At 59.9% G+C, this 15,324-nt stretch carries 13 protein-coding genes and 1 pseudogene; 9 read left to right on the top strand and 5 right to left on the bottom strand.

Features of this window, described 5'->3' with window-relative positions:
* Nucleotides 1-10: 10 nt before the first annotated feature.
* Entirely contained in the window at nucleotides 11-1,516 is a 1,506-nt protein-coding gene (locus MU558_RS19430; RefSeq protein ID WP_246976032.1) for a YjiH family protein, read from the top strand.
* Nucleotides 1,517-1,675: 159 nt separating this feature from the next.
* Here the strand turns inward: MU558_RS19430 and MU558_RS19425 are convergent, their stop codons facing one another.
* The gene (locus MU558_RS19425; protein ID WP_246976029.1) at nucleotides 1,676-2,071 is read right to left on the bottom strand and encodes a universal stress protein; all 396 of its coding nucleotides are present in this window, start codon (nucleotides 2,069-2,071) and stop codon (nucleotides 1,676-1,678) included.
* A gap of 69 nt (nucleotides 2,072-2,140) precedes the next feature.
* On the opposite strand from MU558_RS19425, the gene MU558_RS19420 reads away from it, so the two are divergent.
* The 3 genes and pseudogenes from MU558_RS19420 to MU558_RS19410 all read left to right on the top strand — a co-directional run bounded on the left by MU558_RS19420 (nucleotide 2,141) and on the right by MU558_RS19410 (nucleotide 4,751).
* The gene (locus tag MU558_RS19420) at nucleotides 2,141-2,296 is read left to right on the top strand and encodes a hypothetical protein (RefSeq protein WP_246976024.1); all 156 of its coding nucleotides are present in this window, start codon (nucleotides 2,141-2,143) and stop codon (nucleotides 2,294-2,296) included.
* Nucleotides 2,297-2,360: 64 nt separating this feature from the next.
* Nucleotides 2,361-3,752 (top strand): SLC13 family permease, encoded by a 1,392-nt coding sequence (locus tag MU558_RS19415; RefSeq protein ID WP_246976021.1) that lies wholly within the window; start codon nucleotides 2,361-2,363, stop codon nucleotides 3,750-3,752.
* Nucleotides 3,753-3,936: 184 nt separating this feature from the next.
* Nucleotides 3,937-4,751, top strand: a pseudogene (locus MU558_RS19410) (transposase).
* Nucleotides 4,752-4,949: 198 nt separating this feature from the next.
* Here MU558_RS19410 and MU558_RS19405 read toward each other — a convergent pair.
* Nucleotides 4,950-5,441, bottom strand: coding sequence for a pyridoxamine 5'-phosphate oxidase family protein (locus tag MU558_RS19405; protein WP_246976018.1), 492 nt, complete (start codon nucleotides 5,439-5,441; stop codon nucleotides 4,950-4,952).
* 369 nt (nucleotides 5,442-5,810) lie between these two features.
* On the opposite strand from MU558_RS19405, the gene MU558_RS19400 reads away from it, so the two are divergent.
* The 3 genes from MU558_RS19400 to MU558_RS19390 all read left to right on the top strand — a co-directional run bounded on the left by MU558_RS19400 (nucleotide 5,811) and on the right by MU558_RS19390 (nucleotide 9,439).
* Complete coding sequence (locus tag MU558_RS19400; protein WP_246976016.1) at nucleotides 5,811-6,671, top strand: type II CAAX endopeptidase family protein; 861 nt, start codon at nucleotides 5,811-5,813, stop codon at nucleotides 6,669-6,671.
* Nucleotides 6,672-7,016: 345 nt separating this feature from the next.
* Nucleotides 7,017-8,015, top strand: coding sequence for an IS110 family RNA-guided transposase (locus tag MU558_RS19395; RefSeq protein ID WP_246976013.1), 999 nt, complete (start codon nucleotides 7,017-7,019; stop codon nucleotides 8,013-8,015).
* Between the two features lie 386 nt (nucleotides 8,016-8,401).
* Nucleotides 8,402-9,439 carry a Gfo/Idh/MocA family protein gene (locus MU558_RS19390; RefSeq protein ID WP_246976010.1) on the top strand — a complete coding sequence of 346 codons (1,038 nt, stop codon included), beginning with the start codon at nucleotides 8,402-8,404 and terminating at the stop codon, nucleotides 9,437-9,439.
* Between the two features lie 122 nt (nucleotides 9,440-9,561).
* Here MU558_RS19390 and MU558_RS19385 read toward each other — a convergent pair whose 3' ends face one another.
* The 3 genes from MU558_RS19385 to MU558_RS19375 form a co-directional block, all read right to left on the bottom strand.
* Nucleotides 9,562-10,956 carry an FAD-binding oxidoreductase gene (locus MU558_RS19385; protein ID WP_246976006.1) on the bottom strand — a complete coding sequence of 465 codons (1,395 nt, stop codon included), beginning with the start codon at nucleotides 10,954-10,956 and terminating at the stop codon, nucleotides 9,562-9,564.
* Between the two features lie 257 nt (nucleotides 10,957-11,213).
* The gene (locus tag MU558_RS19380) at nucleotides 11,214-11,933 is read right to left on the bottom strand and encodes a class I SAM-dependent methyltransferase (protein WP_246976004.1); all 720 of its coding nucleotides are present in this window, start codon (nucleotides 11,931-11,933) and stop codon (nucleotides 11,214-11,216) included.
* Between the two features lie 29 nt (nucleotides 11,934-11,962).
* On the bottom strand, nucleotides 11,963-12,847 hold the full coding sequence (locus MU558_RS19375; protein ID WP_246976001.1) for an aldo/keto reductase: 885 nt from the start codon (nucleotides 12,845-12,847) through the stop codon (nucleotides 11,963-11,965).
* Nucleotides 12,848-13,162: 315 nt separating this feature from the next.
* On the opposite strand from MU558_RS19375, the gene MU558_RS19370 reads away from it, so the two are divergent.
* Both MU558_RS19370 and MU558_RS19365 read left to right on the top strand, forming a co-directional pair.
* Nucleotides 13,163-13,888: a ferredoxin--NADP reductase gene (locus MU558_RS19370; RefSeq protein WP_246975997.1), complete on the top strand. Its 726-nt coding sequence runs from the start codon at nucleotides 13,163-13,165 to the stop codon at nucleotides 13,886-13,888.
* A gap of 187 nt (nucleotides 13,889-14,075) precedes the next feature.
* Complete coding sequence (locus tag MU558_RS19365) at nucleotides 14,076-15,053, top strand: aldo/keto reductase (RefSeq protein WP_246976649.1); 978 nt, start codon at nucleotides 14,076-14,078, stop codon at nucleotides 15,051-15,053.
* Nucleotides 15,054-15,324 lie beyond the last annotated feature (271 nt).

Raw genomic sequence — 15,324 nt, 5'->3', positions numbered from 1 at the left:
GAGACCATTCATGAGACTGCTACGAAATCGGTCTGACGGCAAATCGCTATCCAACTACTTCGGTAGAACTGCGTGGGAGAATGACGAACATGTGTCCGGTGATTCTGCAGCGCCGGACAGCAAGACGATCGACGATGTTGATCTGAGAAAAAAACGACCTCGGCCGTTGCTGAAATTCATCCTCGCGTTCAGTATCGGCTCATTTTTCTTCCTGTTCCCGATCGGGTGGAACGGGCAGACGACGATTCCACTCGACGTAGTCGTCGGGCTCATACAGGAAGCGTTCCCGACCCTTCTCGAGTATTTCACGTTCGGCCTGATAGTCGCCGGGGGTCTGCTGACGACCGTCTCGATGGCCAACTATCACGGTATCGTGACGATCGACGACGAGCTCGTCGGCCGATTCCAGCTGGATTACTGGCAGACGTCGAAGATCTTCTGGCTGTTCCGCGTCGTGGGGATCGCCATCGCGGTCCCAATTCTTCTGGACACCGGCCCGGACTGGCTGCTCAGCGGGAGTACGTCAGGGGTCGTCTGGGACGGGCTGCTGTTGACGATCGCACTCGTAATTCCGATTGGTGCCGTGTTCGTCAATCTACTGGCCGAACTCGGCGGACTCCAGTTCGTCGGTACGCTCTCACAGCCGATGATGCGGCCGCTGTTTAAGTTGCCCGGCCGCGCGGCCCTCGATAGTGCGGCGTCGTGGCTCGGTTCGTTCAGCATCGGATACTACCTTACGCGAAACGTGTTTGACCGTGGTGGGTACAACAAACGGGAGGTCTTCGCTATCTGCACCTGTTTCGCTACCGGAAATCTGGGGACGGTCGGAGCGATTGCTGCCGTCCTCGGGATTCTTCACGTCTTCCCGATCGTCGTTTTCCTGTACCTGATCAGCGTGATCCTAACGGCGGTTATCCTTGTTCGGATTCCACCGCTCTCGACTGTTCCGAACGAATTCGTCGCAGAGCCGGATCCTGAACCGGAGTTCAGCGGCTCGTTTAGCGACTACGTCCGGTTCGCGTTCAACGAGGCTATCAGAACCGCCGAAGTGGGGGCCTCGATCCCGCGCTCTGCGGTCGAGGGACTCATCGACGGCATGAAACTGACCGGAATGATGCTCGGCACCATTCTCACGATCGGAATGTCCGCCGTGATACTCAACCAGTACACGCCGGTGTTCGCGATTCTCTCGACGCCACTCGTCCCCATCCTGTCGGCGTTTGGTATTCCGGACCCGCAGATGGCCGCGACGTCCGTGATCCTCGGCGGCGCGGAGATGTTCATCGGCGCGACGTTCGCCGTCGGAACCGATCTGATCACGAAGGTATTCGTCGTGATCGTGGTGAGTTCGCAGGCGATCTTCTTTGCCGCGTCGGCCCCGATGATGGTCGACATGTTCGACGACATTCCCATCCGATTTCGGGACCTCTTCGTGCTGTTTCTGATGCGGACCGCTCTTCTCATTCCGATCACCGCAGCCCTGGTCCACGGCGCGCTGTTCGTCGGCCTCCTGTAAACATACTGATAGTGTGTCGTGGTTCGGTCGCCTCGAGACAACTGCACGAACGATTCCATCGGACGATGGATCTCGACCCGGTCACTTCCGGCGCGATCGGAGCGACCAGACGATACGCTGCGGTGCGTCTCGATTCGACGGCGAAAATCGGCCCTGGATCTATTCGTCTGCGGAACAGAGCAGCACCGGCCGATTCGATCGGAGACTCACCTGCTGTGTAACGCTACCGAAAAGTGCTTTTCCGGTCGGAGACCGTTTTCGGCCAGCGATACTGATCACGTCGGCATCGACGTCTGTTGCCGTCTCGCGGATGTTTCGAACCGCATCGCCGCTCGACTGCCTGACGTCCACGTCGAAGCCCGCGTCCTCGAGCGCGTCGGTCGTGTAGGCGACGGATTTGAGATCGCTTGCGTTTGCGCCGTCGTCGTCGGTACGGAAGACGTGATAAACGACGACTCGGACGGCGTCCGTTTCCAGCGGCAGCGTCGTGATCGACGCGACATGGTTCGCTACTCGTTCGGTGTCGGTGTCGGCACACAGTAGTATAGTTGCCATCGGTTATAACTATTTGCATTGTATACAGTCACGTCGTCTGAACAATCCATCAACAGGACGTTCGTCGGGATGTTCGACGAGAAACGCCTCGAGCGCCGACGACGGACCGTCGAGAGTTCGACACATCCACAGCGGGCACAGGTCCTCGTGACGTTGATCGGCTCGATTTCTGTCGAGGAGGAAGCGGATCCAAGCGGGTCTCGTCACGATCCGTATTCGCGTTAGGATCACCGCGATAAACGGCCAGAAATCACGACAGCTTTATTGTCTCGCTATTGAGAATGGATCGATGACACGTTCCGGTGCCCTCGAGACGCTCCGCTCGCCAGTAGTGGCCTTTCCCCTGGCCGCGATCGTCGCTATCGTGGCGTGGCTGGCCGCATCGGGAGCAACGGCGATAATGCTCGCGATTACGCTCTTCTCGATCGTCCTCTGGATGCTGACGCCGGTTCCACCTTCGTATACCGGGCTGATCGGTCTCGGGCTGATCGCCGTCACCTTTTCGACGGAACTTGCCCTCGTCGGCTTTCAGAAACCGGCGACGTGGCTCATCGGCTTCGGGCTGCTGATGGGCGAGGCGACACGCCAGAGTGGCCTCGCGACCAGGATTGGGCGGTGGATCGCGACCAGAAGTCTCGGTGACCCAACCGACGCCAGTTCGATTCGTACCTATCGTCGGTTGTTGCTCGCGCTATCGATCGGGGCCCACACACTCGCGTTTCTCGTTCCCTCGGCGCTCGTCCGTATCCTCGCGATCGCACCGATCCTTCGAGAACTCGGCTCACTTTTCGACGCTCGAGAGGCGCGAGTGGGACTCTATCTCGGCCCGCTGTTTGCGACGTTCTACGGCTCTGCGGGGATACTGACTGCGGACCTCCCAAATATCATCATTTCGAGTTTTAGTCAGTCGATCGCGGGTCACACTATCTCGTGGTCAGAGTGGTGGCTCCATATGTATCCCATTATGGGCTTTGTTCGTGTGTTGCTGGTCATCGGTATCGTCTATGTCCTCTTTCGGCCGCCGTCCAACTCGGGTTTCGAGGTACCCGAGAACGGAAGCCAAGACGATAGCAGGACCGAAAAACGGATGTTGGCGTTCCTGCTTGTAGGGACGCTGATCTGGGCAACGGACTTCGTTCACGGGTTCCACCCGGTGATCGGTGCAGTCACCGTCGTTGTCCTCTCGTTCCTGCCGACGATTGGCGTCGCTGACTTCGAAACCGTCGGGAGCGACGTCGACTTTTCGATCCTCTTTTTTATTGCGGCGGTGTTTGCGATCGGTGACGGACTGACTCAGACCGGATTTACCGATAGCGCGGCAACCTATCTCCTCGAGTTGATTCCGACAGACGGCCCGCTTGCAGTAGTACTTATCTCCATTTTTGCAATTACGTTCGCGCTCACCTTACTAATGGAGGGGCTGGCCGTCGCTAGCGTCCTGACGCCGATTCTGATTCCCTACATCAGCGCGGCGGGGCTCCCGTTCACGCCTGTTTTGTTGGCAGAAACGATGGCGCTCAGTTCATACTTCTTTCCCTACCAGTCAGCGGTTCTCATTGTCATCCTGAACGAGGGCAATCTCGAGACGCGGGAACTGATCGTCACGACGATCTCGTGTTCAGTCGCGACGATCCTGCTGTTACTCCCGGTCCAGTTTGGACTATTCAGTCTGTTCTATTGACTGCGGTTCGGCTTCCCACCTTGGATGCAGGCAGACGATTCGGACTGAAATGTAGGTGACTGCCGGATATCGCTTCCGGGCAGCTGACTGCATCTGGTTGGCTCTCGACAGTGACACTCATCCCGATACATTCTAAGACACTACGAGAGTACCCATTAGAACTATTTGCTCGTATCGTCCCAGACTGGATCACCCCGACAGCTCTGTCGAAGAGCTGCAAGATGCTCTCGACAACGTTGACAGAAAGAAGCAACACAACGGCTCTTAGCCGCGATAGCGTACAAAAACGGCGTCACGAAGACTGAACTCGCCGAATGGGACGACGTGCAGCGATGGACGATCGATAGCTGGCTCAAGCGACTCGATACTGATGAGTCGCTTGAGCAGGCCGTTACTGATGCTCGTCGATCTGGGAGAAAGCGACCGCTCTCAGATAACGAGCAAGAAGAATTCGAAGAAGCTGTCTACGGATCTCCCGAGCAAATTGGCCTTGACGCGCCGGCGCTCGTCCAGCGATATCTTGCCGAAACCTACGATGTTGACAAGATATCCGTGCAAGTCGAGCAGCGTGCCGCGTGGTTTCCGCGTAGCACACGACTGTCTGTCGAATTATCCGGTCAACGCGACTGGCCGTGTCTCTTCGGCGCGATCACCGAGATGGTGATCGCTTTTTTCTCGATTTGAAGGGTATGTTACTGCCATTCACGCAAAAACTGTATTTATCCAGTCATGAATGACTTTGAAGATGGTCTGCTCGTTGTGCTGGATTGATTGCCGTATTTCCAGGCATCGGCCGTCACGGACCTGGCGGCCCGTGACGACCTCGCCTTCGTCACGTCATCAGCGTACTCGCCAGAGCGAAATCCTGTTGAGGAGTGCTGGAAACAACTCCAAGCCGCTCTTCGCAACCGCTTCTTTGCGTCACTCGACGATCTTACAACGGCGATTGATACAGCTCTCGATCATCTCTCTGTACCAGAAGTGAGTAATTATTTCTAATTTTTACTATAGCTGTGTACCGTGTTTTCGCGTGGTTGTCACGCGCATTTCGAGAACCACGCTACAGCACGGCGAGCCAGGTGAATTCGCTGCCTCGAGGAGTACTGGAGCAGACTCGTACGGACCGCTGTACGTCCGTCTCGCAGCGACCGCGTCCCGTCGGGCGGTCGCTGCGGAAACTCGGGACAGCAGACCGTCTCAGTCCGTGGCGTCTCGACTCCCTCGCTCGAAAAACGTCGGCGGTCGAATGGCGTGACTGATGCCCGTCGATTCTTCGATCTGAAACTCGTATACTCGAGTTTCACCAGTCTCGCTCGCCGTCGCGATCAGTTCCGGCTGCCACGCCGGAGTCTGGGCCTCCGTCATCTTCGATCGTTCGTCCTCGGGAAGCCGTCGAATCGGTCCCTGGAGGAGGACGCTTCGCCAGTGAAACATCGTCTCGGCGTTGTAGACGAGGAAACTGCCGACGTCGGCCTGGTCGGCGAGTTCCGCTTTCCGACTCTGTCCCTCGACGAGAAACGCGAAGTAGAGGTGTGATCCTCCGTCGAACCCGTACGACATCGGGAGCAGATACGGTGCACCCGACGTGGGGAGTCCGAGAATCCCCGTGTGCTGGATCGAGAGGAAGTTCTCGATCGCCTCGTCGTCCATCTGCTGGATCCCGTAGTCGCGGAGTTCGTCGACTGTCATTCTCGTCTCGAGATACGGCTCCGAGATCCATAAAGCGAACACCGACGTGCAAGAAAAACCGAACGTAGCCAGAATTCGTTCCCTCTCGAGGAGAAAACAGCGATACCAGCGCTTCGGGAGGATGGTCCCGCAGACTGTAACGCGGCGAAGCAACGGACCCGCCGTTCGATCCCGTTTTCTTGGCTCCGTCGAAATCTCAAAACGCGACAGGAACGGCATGCTGGATTCAGCAGATCGGAACGTCTAGAGGTGGTGTCTTGTCGGTCGACGTTCGACACTGTTCTCTGCCGTCGAGAGGCATCCTACCAAGTTACGCTGGAGTCCAGCGTAGACAGTAGTACTATGACTGGATTAACTCCACAAGTAGATGTGAAGGAGAGAGTAAAAGACACCTCTGACGTTGTCGGTAGCTGGTGGGTGTACCTCGCCGTGGCGGTGGGGGGGACGTGGGCCTTCTGGCTTCCAGCGATTGTTCTCGGCGTGAGATTCGACAGTGCCGCAGGACTCGCGTTGCTCCTCGTCGGCCTTGCTGTCCCTGGCCTCTCGGGTATCGTTTTCGTATACCTTCACTATGACGAGCGTGGGCGGACTGACTTCTGGAATCGCGTCACCCAATCTCGACGCTTTGGAATCCGCTGGCTCACCGTGATTCTGCTGGTACCCCTGGGTATTGGCGTTCTCGCTGGCGTCGTGGACCTGCTCCTCGGTGGAACTGGACCAGTGTGGGGCGGAGGCGTGACCCAATTCGGCGTGAACCCCCTCGCCTTACTCCCCACGTTGTTCTTTGCGACTCTTCCACCGATCCTCGAAGAGTTAGGATGGCGAGGGTATGCGTTAGACCGGCTGCAGCTGAAGTGGTCGGCGTTGAGTGCGAGCGTGATTCTGGGCGTCGTCTGGGCGCTCTGGCACCTCCCCCTGTTCTTTATCCAGGGGTCGTATCAACACGACGCGGTCGGGTTTGGGACCACGGGATTCTGGCTGTTCATGGCCGGCATCGTAGCGCTCTCAGTCGCGTTCACGTGGATCTACAACAGTACGGAGCGTAGCATCCTCGGCATCATCATCTTACACGGGTGGGTGAATTTCACTGCCGAAATCATCGTCGTGCCGGACCTCGTGTATTACGCCCTCTGGTTCGTGCTCGCCGGCGCGATCGTCGCAATCTGGGGGGCAGAGACCATGACGGCTGCCGACGAGGTGCCTCACCCACCGGAGCCGGCCACCAGGTAGAGCCGTCTAGTGGTCCAGAGTACTCATCGATCAATTCGAACTGAACGTCGTTGCGAGAGACGCGGCCTGTATTCAGCAGCACCTAGCCATACGATCTCGTCACTGTCAGAAACTGTGTGCTGACTCGATGGAAATTCTGCTATATCCCATGAGAGCGTGAAACAAGTATGGGACGCAAGAGACCGTGCTGTATGCCGTGCCCGAGAGCACGTGGTGCTGACTGGTCCGAGTGCGTAGGAAGCCGAGTCATGGGCATCACAGCCCGACTGCCGCCAGGAGCGGCAGTCGGGAAAGCCCGTATAGGTGCATCTCTGTTTCACGCACCGGCGTTCCAAGGTGAATCCAATGTTCATTGGAATCGACGTACACAAGCGGTACTCACAGATCGCAGTACTGGACGAAAACGGTGAGATCGTCGAAGAGGTTCGCGTCGAAAACGCGAACCTCGACGACTTTGCCCAGCGGTACGCTGGGGCCAAAGCCGCGCTTGAAGCGACCAGCAACTACTACCACATCCATGATACTCTTTCAGAGTATCTGGATGTTAGTGTCGCTAATCCAGGCGAACTGAAGTTGATCTCCGACTCGGATAAGAAAACTGACCGCGTTGACGCGAAACAACTCGCTCGGATGGTTCGGTTGGAATCGATTCCTGAGAGCTACGTTCCAACCGACGAGGTTCGGCAAGCCCGCGCACTTGTGCGCGGGCGACAGAAACTCGTGGAGAACCGGACCGAGTACGCGAACAAGATCCACGGCTTGTTGAGTGATCACGGCATCACTCGGGAGGTAAAGCCGTTGAGTGTGGAGGGACGAGAGTTCCTGGCGGAACTCTCGCTCCCGGAACCGTGGGATGCGTTGCTGGAGTCATACCTGGAACTCATTCAGGTACTCACTGAGCAGATCGAGTCGTTGGAAGCGGAGATCGAGGAACGAGCTGGGTCTCTGAAGGAGACCCAGCTCCTGATGACGATTCCTGGTGTGAGTTACTTTACGGCGTTGACGATTTACGCGGAGTTGGGCGAGGTCAACCGGTTTGACCGGGCCAAAGAGGTCGTAAGTTACGTCGGGCTGAACCCGATAATCCGCGAGTCTGGCGACTCGCGGTTTGAGGGAGGCATCTCGAAGCGAGGATCAGGACGGGTCCGGTGGCTGCTCGTTCAAGCGTCGTACACGGCGGTTCATACATGCGAAGACGAGTACCTCAGCCGGTTTTACAACCGGTTAGCTCGGAAGAAGAACTCGAAAACAGCGATTGTGGCAACCGCTCGGAAGTTGCTGGTTTCAATGTATCACATGCTTGACCGTGAGGAGGTGTACGATCCACCAGGGGTGAGTGCCTGAGCGCCGCCCCGGCGGCGCTCATTGGCCGGCCGGTGGTAACGTTAGCGACTGCTCTCGCTAACAAGAAGTCCCCCGCCTGATGGTTGTTACAGTAGCCATCGGTTCGCCGGTTGTCGATTCTTTGCTCAACGAGTAGAGCAAGTCTTCGTACCCCGAAAAATTATCTTGGCAAACGTGGTTTGCTCAGCCAGCAGAATTTCCATAGGTGCATACAGAGGGTGTATCTCGTGACTACTCGACGATCACCCGAACTGCTGTCAGTAGCGAGGTGCGAGCCCCGTCCAGACGCGAGAAATCGCAACCGTCGGGCCCGTCTCCGACTGGGCGGGTACCAAGGGCAGACCGCGATGAGCACCTTCTTGAGACGGGCGGTCCATCTCCTGCTCATGTACCAGGTCGGAATCGTCGGCTGTGGCGTCATCGGGACACGCCTCGCGGAGGCGTTCCACGAACACGAACGAACTACGATCCGGGCAGTCTGTGACCGCGTCGCCGAGAAAGCGGAGTCGATGGCGGCAACGTACGACTGCGAGGCGGTCACCGTGGTCGAGGACCTCGTCGAGATCGACGCGGTCGATATCGTCTACGTGGGCGTCCCGCCGAAGCACCACGCGGCCGTCGTCCGGTCCGCACTCGATGCGGAAAAGCACGTCATCTGTGAGAAGCCCATCGCGGAGAACGCAGCGGTCGGCCACGAACTGACCGACCGGGCACGCGAGAGCGACCGGACGACCGCTATCAACTTCCCGTTTCGCTACACGCCGGGGTTCGTCGAGATGCGCGAGCGGATCGCAGCCGGCGAAATCGGCACGCCGAAACGCGTCACCCTCCGGTTTCGCTTCCCGCAGTGGCCACGCGAGTGGCAGGACGTCGACTGGCTTGCCGACCGCGAGCAGGGCGGCCCGCTCCGGGAGGTCGGGAGCCACTTCGTGTTCGGTACGCAGGAATTATTCGGCGGTCTCGTCGACGTCACTGCGGGCGTCCGGTACACGGCCCCAGAGAAGTACGAGGAGTCCATCGTCGGCACGTTCCTCGCCGGTGGCGATGTCGCGGGTGCCGACGCGAGCGAGGCGGATCGAGCGGCTGTCGAGGCCGTCACCGACGCCGGCGGCGCTGTCGCTCTCGACGAGAGTGTTCACGGGACTATCGACCTCCTCTGTGACTGTGCCGGCGGCGAGGAAAACAGCATCACCGTCGAGGGGACCGAGGGATCGCTGTCGCTCCAGGCGTGGCGCCGTCTCGTCGCCAGCCCCGGTGAATCGGACGAGCGCGTGATCACCGAGGACCCGGGCAAGACGACGCTCACACTGGTCGACGAGTTTGTGACCGATCTCGAGGGCGGCGACGGCGACCTCGTCTCCTTCGCGGAGGCGACGCGCGTGCAGGCGGTTGTCGACGACGTCCTCGGCGTCGACAGCGTCTGAGAGATCTGATCCTCGAACACGCGTGAATATGCGATTTGTAGCCTGCAGCCGGTCCAAGATACACATATTTCCTTTCAGAAAATTGCACGCAAGAGGTAGAGGGCGTATGAATCACTTCCGTCCTAGTCTGCTGGCTTCACGTTTTGATTCAGCCGGAAGCGGTTATCCGGGTCGTACTCGTTTTTCGACTCGACGAGTCGGTCGTAGTTCTCTCCGTATGCGTTCCGCTCGCGGCCTTCGCGGTCGCCCTCGAAGTTGACGTACGTCCCGCCCGTCGCACCTTCAGCGAGCGCGTCGTGACACGCTCGCACCCACGCGATGCACTCGTCGTCTTTCGCCGGATCCTCCCAGCGTGCGCCGACGGTTACGATGTACTCCGTGTCCCGGTGTGGGTATGCGGTCGCATCCGACGCGACATCGTTGACGGCCCCACCGACCTGATGGATGAGCACCTCGGACTGTGGGGTCGGGGACTGTTCGGCGTACTCGACGACGGTGTCGATCGTCTCCTCGGAAAGCGCCGTAAAATTCGGCGCCTTCCAGTAGTTTCGGGCGCCCTCGGTGTACAGCTCGTCAAGCAGGCTCTGGATCTCGGTATAGCGCATCGGTTCGACGGCGTCGGCGATGGGGTCACCGAACTCGCGGAGCGGTTCGAGCACCGCCTTGCCCTCATCGAGATCGCCGGCGTAGAATCCCATCAGTATGAGAACCGTCGTTCCGTGGATCGCTTCGGGAAGGAACGGGAGCGGCGGTGCCGCGACGCTGTTCGCCCAGACGGCACACTCCCGCGGTGCGCCTCGAGTGAACTCCTCGTAGCGGGCGAGCACGTCGGGTGCGTCCTCGTACGGGTAGACGATCGGCCCGAACAGCACTTCCGGGCCGACTTCGTGGAGATCGAATTCGAACGACGTGATGATCCCGAAGTTGCCGCTCCCCCCGCGAATCGCCCAGAAGAGGTCCGGGTTCTCGTCTTCATTTGCGGTTACAAGCTCCCCGTCCGCGGTGACGACATCGACCGACCGAAGGTTGTCGATCGAGAGGCCGTATTTGCGGCTGAGCCAGCCGATCCCGCCGCCGAGCGTGACCCCGGCGACGCCGGTCGTCGAGATGACGCCGCCGGGCGTCGCGAGGCCGAACGCCTGCGTCTCGTGGTCGAGGTCGGCCATCGTCGCACCGGGCCCGACGCGAGCGGTTTGTGATGTGGGATCGACCCGCACCGACGACATCGAAGACAGGTCGATGGTGAGACCGTCGTCACAGATGGCGTTACCGGCGACGTTATGGCCGCCGCCTTTGACGGAGAGCGGGAGGTCGCGATCGCGGGCAAACTCCACCGCGGTCATCACGTCGGCTGCCCCGGCGGGGCGGACGACGACGGCCGGTTCTCGGTCGATCATCGCGTTCCAGATCGATCGGGCCTCGTCGTAGCCGTCGTCTCCGGGCCGGAACGCCTTGCCGTGGATCTCTTGAGCAAGCGATTCGTATTCGGGTTCGTCGATCGGAGCGTTGATCGTCATTAGTCACGTCCCCTGGCTAAGACACGATCACGACGAATAGATAGGCATCTAGTGACAATCCGGCAGCTACTGCTGATCGTGCAACCGCTGCAAGGGCACACTGCGGTGCACGATAAGGGGATTCTTCGAATCGACGTTTCACTCGAGTGAATTCCCAGCACCAACTGACGGCGAGACGGCAGTTCTCCGTCCCGACCGGCCAGCCTTACTCACCGAGTGATCATCGGCATCCGCTGGATACGCGCGTTGAGGCTTGTTCAGACGGGTAACCGCAACGCGACGCTGTACATCCGACCGACTGATTCCTCACCGATCTCCGTCGTGAGGCGATCGGCCGCTGCCGTCAGGTACTCCCCCAGTTTGCCCGACACCTCGGAAGCCGCAGTCCGCGCCACCTCGGCGTGGGCCTCGACGTGGCCTGCAGTCCACGGAACCGGGTCCAGCAAGGTCTGCTCCCGGTCGAACTCCCACCCGTAGCCGACGAACAGTCGGCAGAGCACCGCTGCCGGATAGAACGTCAGTGCAGGCCGCCCCTCGGCCAGCTCGGTTGCGGCGTTCTCGAGTGCGAAGAGTTCGCTCACGGCAGCGTCGGCGGGGAGCGGTGCGTAGTCGTCGACGACGAGATGGCAGCCAGGAGTGGCAACGCGCGTTAGCTCAACTGCGATCGACTCGAGCGACGCCGGCGGGAGCACGTTGAACAGACCGTGAGCAGTGATGAGACCGACCGAATCCGATGCCAGCGGGAGAGTTCGCAGGTCAGCCTCCAGAACGGCGGTCCGTTCGGTGTCGGTACCATCGATCCGCTCGCGAACGAGGTTCGCGTGCTCATTATCGTTGGTGACGGCGTAGACACGGCTCGCACCAGCCTCGAGCAGCCCGGCGGTCGTGTTGCCGACGCCTGCGCCGGCTTCGAGGCAAACCCTCCCCGCCACGGGACGGTCTGCGAGCGCGGCTGTGACTGTTTCGGGGACGTCCATTGGAGATTTCGTGACTCTGTACCCTCGTCTCAGTGGTGGAGCTGCTCGGGAACGGGACTCTGCTCGTGGCGCAGTCGTTCGACGAGCGACCGCTGGACTTCCTCGAGCATCCCGTCGTAGCGGTCGGCCGCATCGAGTACCATCGCGACGAGCTTGGGGTCGCCCGGGCTGACGACGCTCGTCAGGCCCTGCGAGGCCGCGAAGTCGAACCGCTCCTGGATCTCGTCGGGTGTATCGACCGGCTCGTACCAGTTCGCGTACGGGCGGTCACGCTCGGGCAGTTCGTCGGTCGATGGCCACGGCCCCTTCGCGAAAGCCTTGATGCCGAGCGTCCCCACGTCCAGTTCAGCCGCCCGCTCGAGTACGGCCTCGTAGTCGTACTCGTCGTCGTCCTTGCCGACGACGACCGGGTTCAGTGGGAACATCACGGTTGCCAGATCGTCGATGCGGTCGAGGGCATCGAGGATGAGCTGGGGATCGCCGTGGCTGGTCAGTCCGATATGGTCGACGAGCCCCTCCGCTTTGGCTTCGCGGAAGGCCTCGAGGGCACCACCCTCGTCCGTGATCGTATCGAGTTCGTGTTCGTACTCGAGACCATGGATCTGGTAGAGATCGATGTGTTCGACGCCGAGGCGAGTGAGTGACTGCTCGAGCGTTTGCTTTGCCTCCTCGTACTCTCGCTCCTGAGTCTTGCAGCCAAGAAAGATCTCCTCGCGATGCTGGCGGAGTTTGGGGCCGAGCTTGAGTTCCGCGTCCCCGTAGGTCGGGGCGACGTCGAAGTGGTTGACGCCGTGGTCGAGCACGAGTTCGACCAGCTGGTCGGCGCCGTCTTGCTCGAGCCAGTTGAGCGCGATCGCGCCGAAGGTCATCACAGTGCTGTCGTGGCCAGTTTTGCCAAGCGAACGCGTCTCCATATGCGGCCGTCAGCGTCGACATACATAAATTGTGCATCCCGCCGTCCCAACGAGGTGACGCGCTCGAGGTGCCCGCTTATCGTCGGGCAGTTCCGACGGCAATGGTCTACATCTCGGCCGGTCACGGCGAACGGTAGTGGGCCTCGGTATCGTCTCGGACTCCGATCCGGATCACGGTTTCGTCGATTCCTCGAGACGCTCGCATACGTTCTCCCGATGGTGACTGTCGTCCACTTTCGTATTGGCCGTTTTTGCGGCTGGCTCGTGTACGTTCGAGCGAACGATGATCGCTCGTTTTCGCTTCGGGGTGACCCGATGACGTACACCGCAACGCTCGTCGACACGTACCGACTCACGCCACGAGTCAGGGGATTCCGGATTCGCGTTCCCGACCACGACCTCGACTACGACCCCGGCCAGCACACGACCGTCCAGTTCGAGACTGACGGAAAGGAGGTCGTTCGCCCCTACACGCCGACGACTCTCCCTGACACCGACGAGTTCGCGCTCGCGATCAAACGGTACGACGACGGACTCGCCTCGTCGTACATGCACACCCGTTTGCCGGGCGACGAGCTCACCATCGGAGAGTTCGAGGGAAATCTCACCCTCGCAGATCCGGACCGCGACGTTGCCTTGCTCGCGAGTGGCACTGGCCTCACGCCGCTACTCGCGATCCTGAGACACTACCTTCGAGTCGGAGACGGCGACGCACACCTCGTGTTCGGCGAGCAGACCGCAGAGTCGATCACCCATCGGAGCACGCTCGACGAGTTGGCGGTGATGCACGCGAACTGCGAGGTGACCTACACCCTGTCGGATCCCGACTGGGACTGGCTCGGCCGGATCGGGTACGTCCAGGAGCACCTCGACGAGCTTTTCGACGAGTTCGAAACGCGGGACTTCTACGTCTGCGGCGTCCCGGAGATGGTCGTCGAGACGACCGAGCGGCTTCGCGACCTCGGCACGCCAGAGGAACGGATCCACAGCGAAGGCTGGGAGAACGACGCAGTTTCAGACGGGGACGGAGACGACGAGTAGTCGGTCGAAGACCGAGTATCACCGACGTGAGAACTCGAGGTCGTCTGGTCGAGAGCGCCACTCTTGCCGAACACACTCTGCGGACGAAAGATGGATAGGCGAGACGATTCTCTGCCACCCCAATGCTTTTCGGGATCACAGGACTGGTCAGGGTATGGCAGATCAGACGGTCGAGTATGCAGACGACATGGCGTATACGACCCTAGGAGAGACAGGACTCGAGGTGTCCCGTTTCTGCCTTGGATGTATGAACTTCGGGAACAGCGAACCCTGGATGATCGGCGACGAGACGCAGTCCCACGAGATCATCGCCCGCGCGCTGGAGATGGGGATCAACTTCTTCGATACCGCCAACGTCTACTCGCACGGCGAGAGCGAGGAGATCGTCGGTCAGGCACTCGAACCGTACGATCGCGACAACCTCGTGATCGCGACGAAGGTGTTCGGTCGCATGGGCGACGGACCGAACAAGCAGGGCCTCTCCAGGAAACACGTCTTCGATCAGTGCCAGGCGAGCCTCGATCGGCTGAGAACAGACTACATCGACCTCTACCAGATCCATCGCTGGGACGAGTCGACGCCGATCGAGGAGACATTGCACGCCCTCGACGACCTGATCGAAGAAGGGAAAATCCGGTACGTCGGCGCCAGTACGATGTCGGCCTATCAGTTTACCAAGGGGCTGTACACAGCCGACGTCGAAAACGTCGAGCGGTTCGTCTGTATGCAACCGGAGTACAACGCTGTTGATCGTCACGAGGAGGCGAATATTCTCCCAGTCTGTACCGAAGAGGGAATCGGCGTCATTCCGTGGTCACCGCTTGCCGGCGGCTTCCTAACCGGAAAGTACGACAGGGACGCCGACCCTGAGGGGGACCTCCGCGCAGCCGCAGACGAGTACACGAAACAGCGATTCACCGACGAGAACTGGGCCGTCCTGGACGTCATCGAGGAGCTTGCCGAAGCGAAGGACGCATCGCCAGCGCAGGTATCGCTCGCCTGGCTCCTCCAGAAGGACGTCGTCGACGCCCCGATCATCGGCCCGCGGTCGATCGAGCACCTGGAAGAGAACGTGGCTGCGATCGGCGTCGAACTCTCTGTTGACGAACTCGAGCGTATCGAGGACCCGATCGACCCTCGGTGGCCCGCCCCGAGGAAGGACTGATACAGACGATACGCTCCAGTATCGGCTACGGAGTTTGACTGGTGATCATAAAAAGCGCAACGAGCGTTTCCGTGTCTCGCTGTAGTTCGCCGTGAACCAGGCCAAGATGCAGGGCGGACGAGAATACTCGAGTGGAAAACTGTGCGGGTCATCGGCCATCACGAATCCTCGAGACGTACAATATTGTAAATACTTCACAAAACAATAGGTCGGTGAAACTGATTGTGGCCCCGAGACGTGTGGTTTTAGATTGGGACGAATGGCGAGTAGA

This window comes from Natribaculum luteum, from assembly GCF_023008545.1.
GTDB classification, from domain to species: Archaea; Halobacteriota; Halobacteria; order Halobacteriales; family Natrialbaceae; genus Natribaculum; species Natribaculum luteum.
Note: the sequence above shows the minus strand (reverse complement) of the source record. Positions and strands in the feature narration are given on the sequence as shown.

What these genes read in the sequence shown, in the direction of transcription:
- MU558_RS19430 (WP_246976032.1), top strand. Translation starts at nt 11, where the DNA reads ATGAGACTGCTACGAAATCGGTCTGACGGCAAATCGCTATCCAACTAC.
- MU558_RS19425 (WP_246976029.1), bottom strand. Translation starts at nt 2,071, where the DNA reads ATGGCAACTATACTACTGTGTGCCGACACCGACACCGAACGAGTAGCG.
- MU558_RS19420 (WP_246976024.1), top strand. Translation starts at nt 2,141, where the DNA reads ATGTTCGACGAGAAACGCCTCGAGCGCCGACGACGGACCGTCGAGAGT.
- MU558_RS19415 (WP_246976021.1), top strand. Translation starts at nt 2,361, where the DNA reads ATGACACGTTCCGGTGCCCTCGAGACGCTCCGCTCGCCAGTAGTGGCC.
- MU558_RS19405 (WP_246976018.1), bottom strand. Translation starts at nt 5,441, where the DNA reads ATGACAGTCGACGAACTCCGCGACTACGGGATCCAGCAGATGGACGAC.
- MU558_RS19395 (WP_246976013.1), top strand. Translation starts at nt 7,017, where the DNA reads ATGTTCATTGGAATCGACGTACACAAGCGGTACTCACAGATCGCAGTA.
- MU558_RS19390 (WP_246976010.1), top strand. Translation starts at nt 8,402, where the DNA reads ATGTACCAGGTCGGAATCGTCGGCTGTGGCGTCATCGGGACACGCCTC.
- MU558_RS19385 (WP_246976006.1), bottom strand. Translation starts at nt 10,956, where the DNA reads ATGACGATCAACGCTCCGATCGACGAACCCGAATACGAATCGCTTGCT.
- MU558_RS19380 (WP_246976004.1), bottom strand. Translation starts at nt 11,933, where the DNA reads ATGGACGTCCCCGAAACAGTCACAGCCGCGCTCGCAGACCGTCCCGTG.
- MU558_RS19375 (WP_246976001.1), bottom strand. Translation starts at nt 12,847, where the DNA reads ATGGAGACGCGTTCGCTTGGCAAAACTGGCCACGACAGCACTGTGATG.
- MU558_RS19370 (WP_246975997.1), top strand. Translation starts at nt 13,163, where the DNA reads ATGACGTACACCGCAACGCTCGTCGACACGTACCGACTCACGCCACGA.
- MU558_RS19365 (WP_246976649.1), top strand. Translation starts at nt 14,076, where the DNA reads ATGGCGTATACGACCCTAGGAGAGACAGGACTCGAGGTGTCCCGTTTC.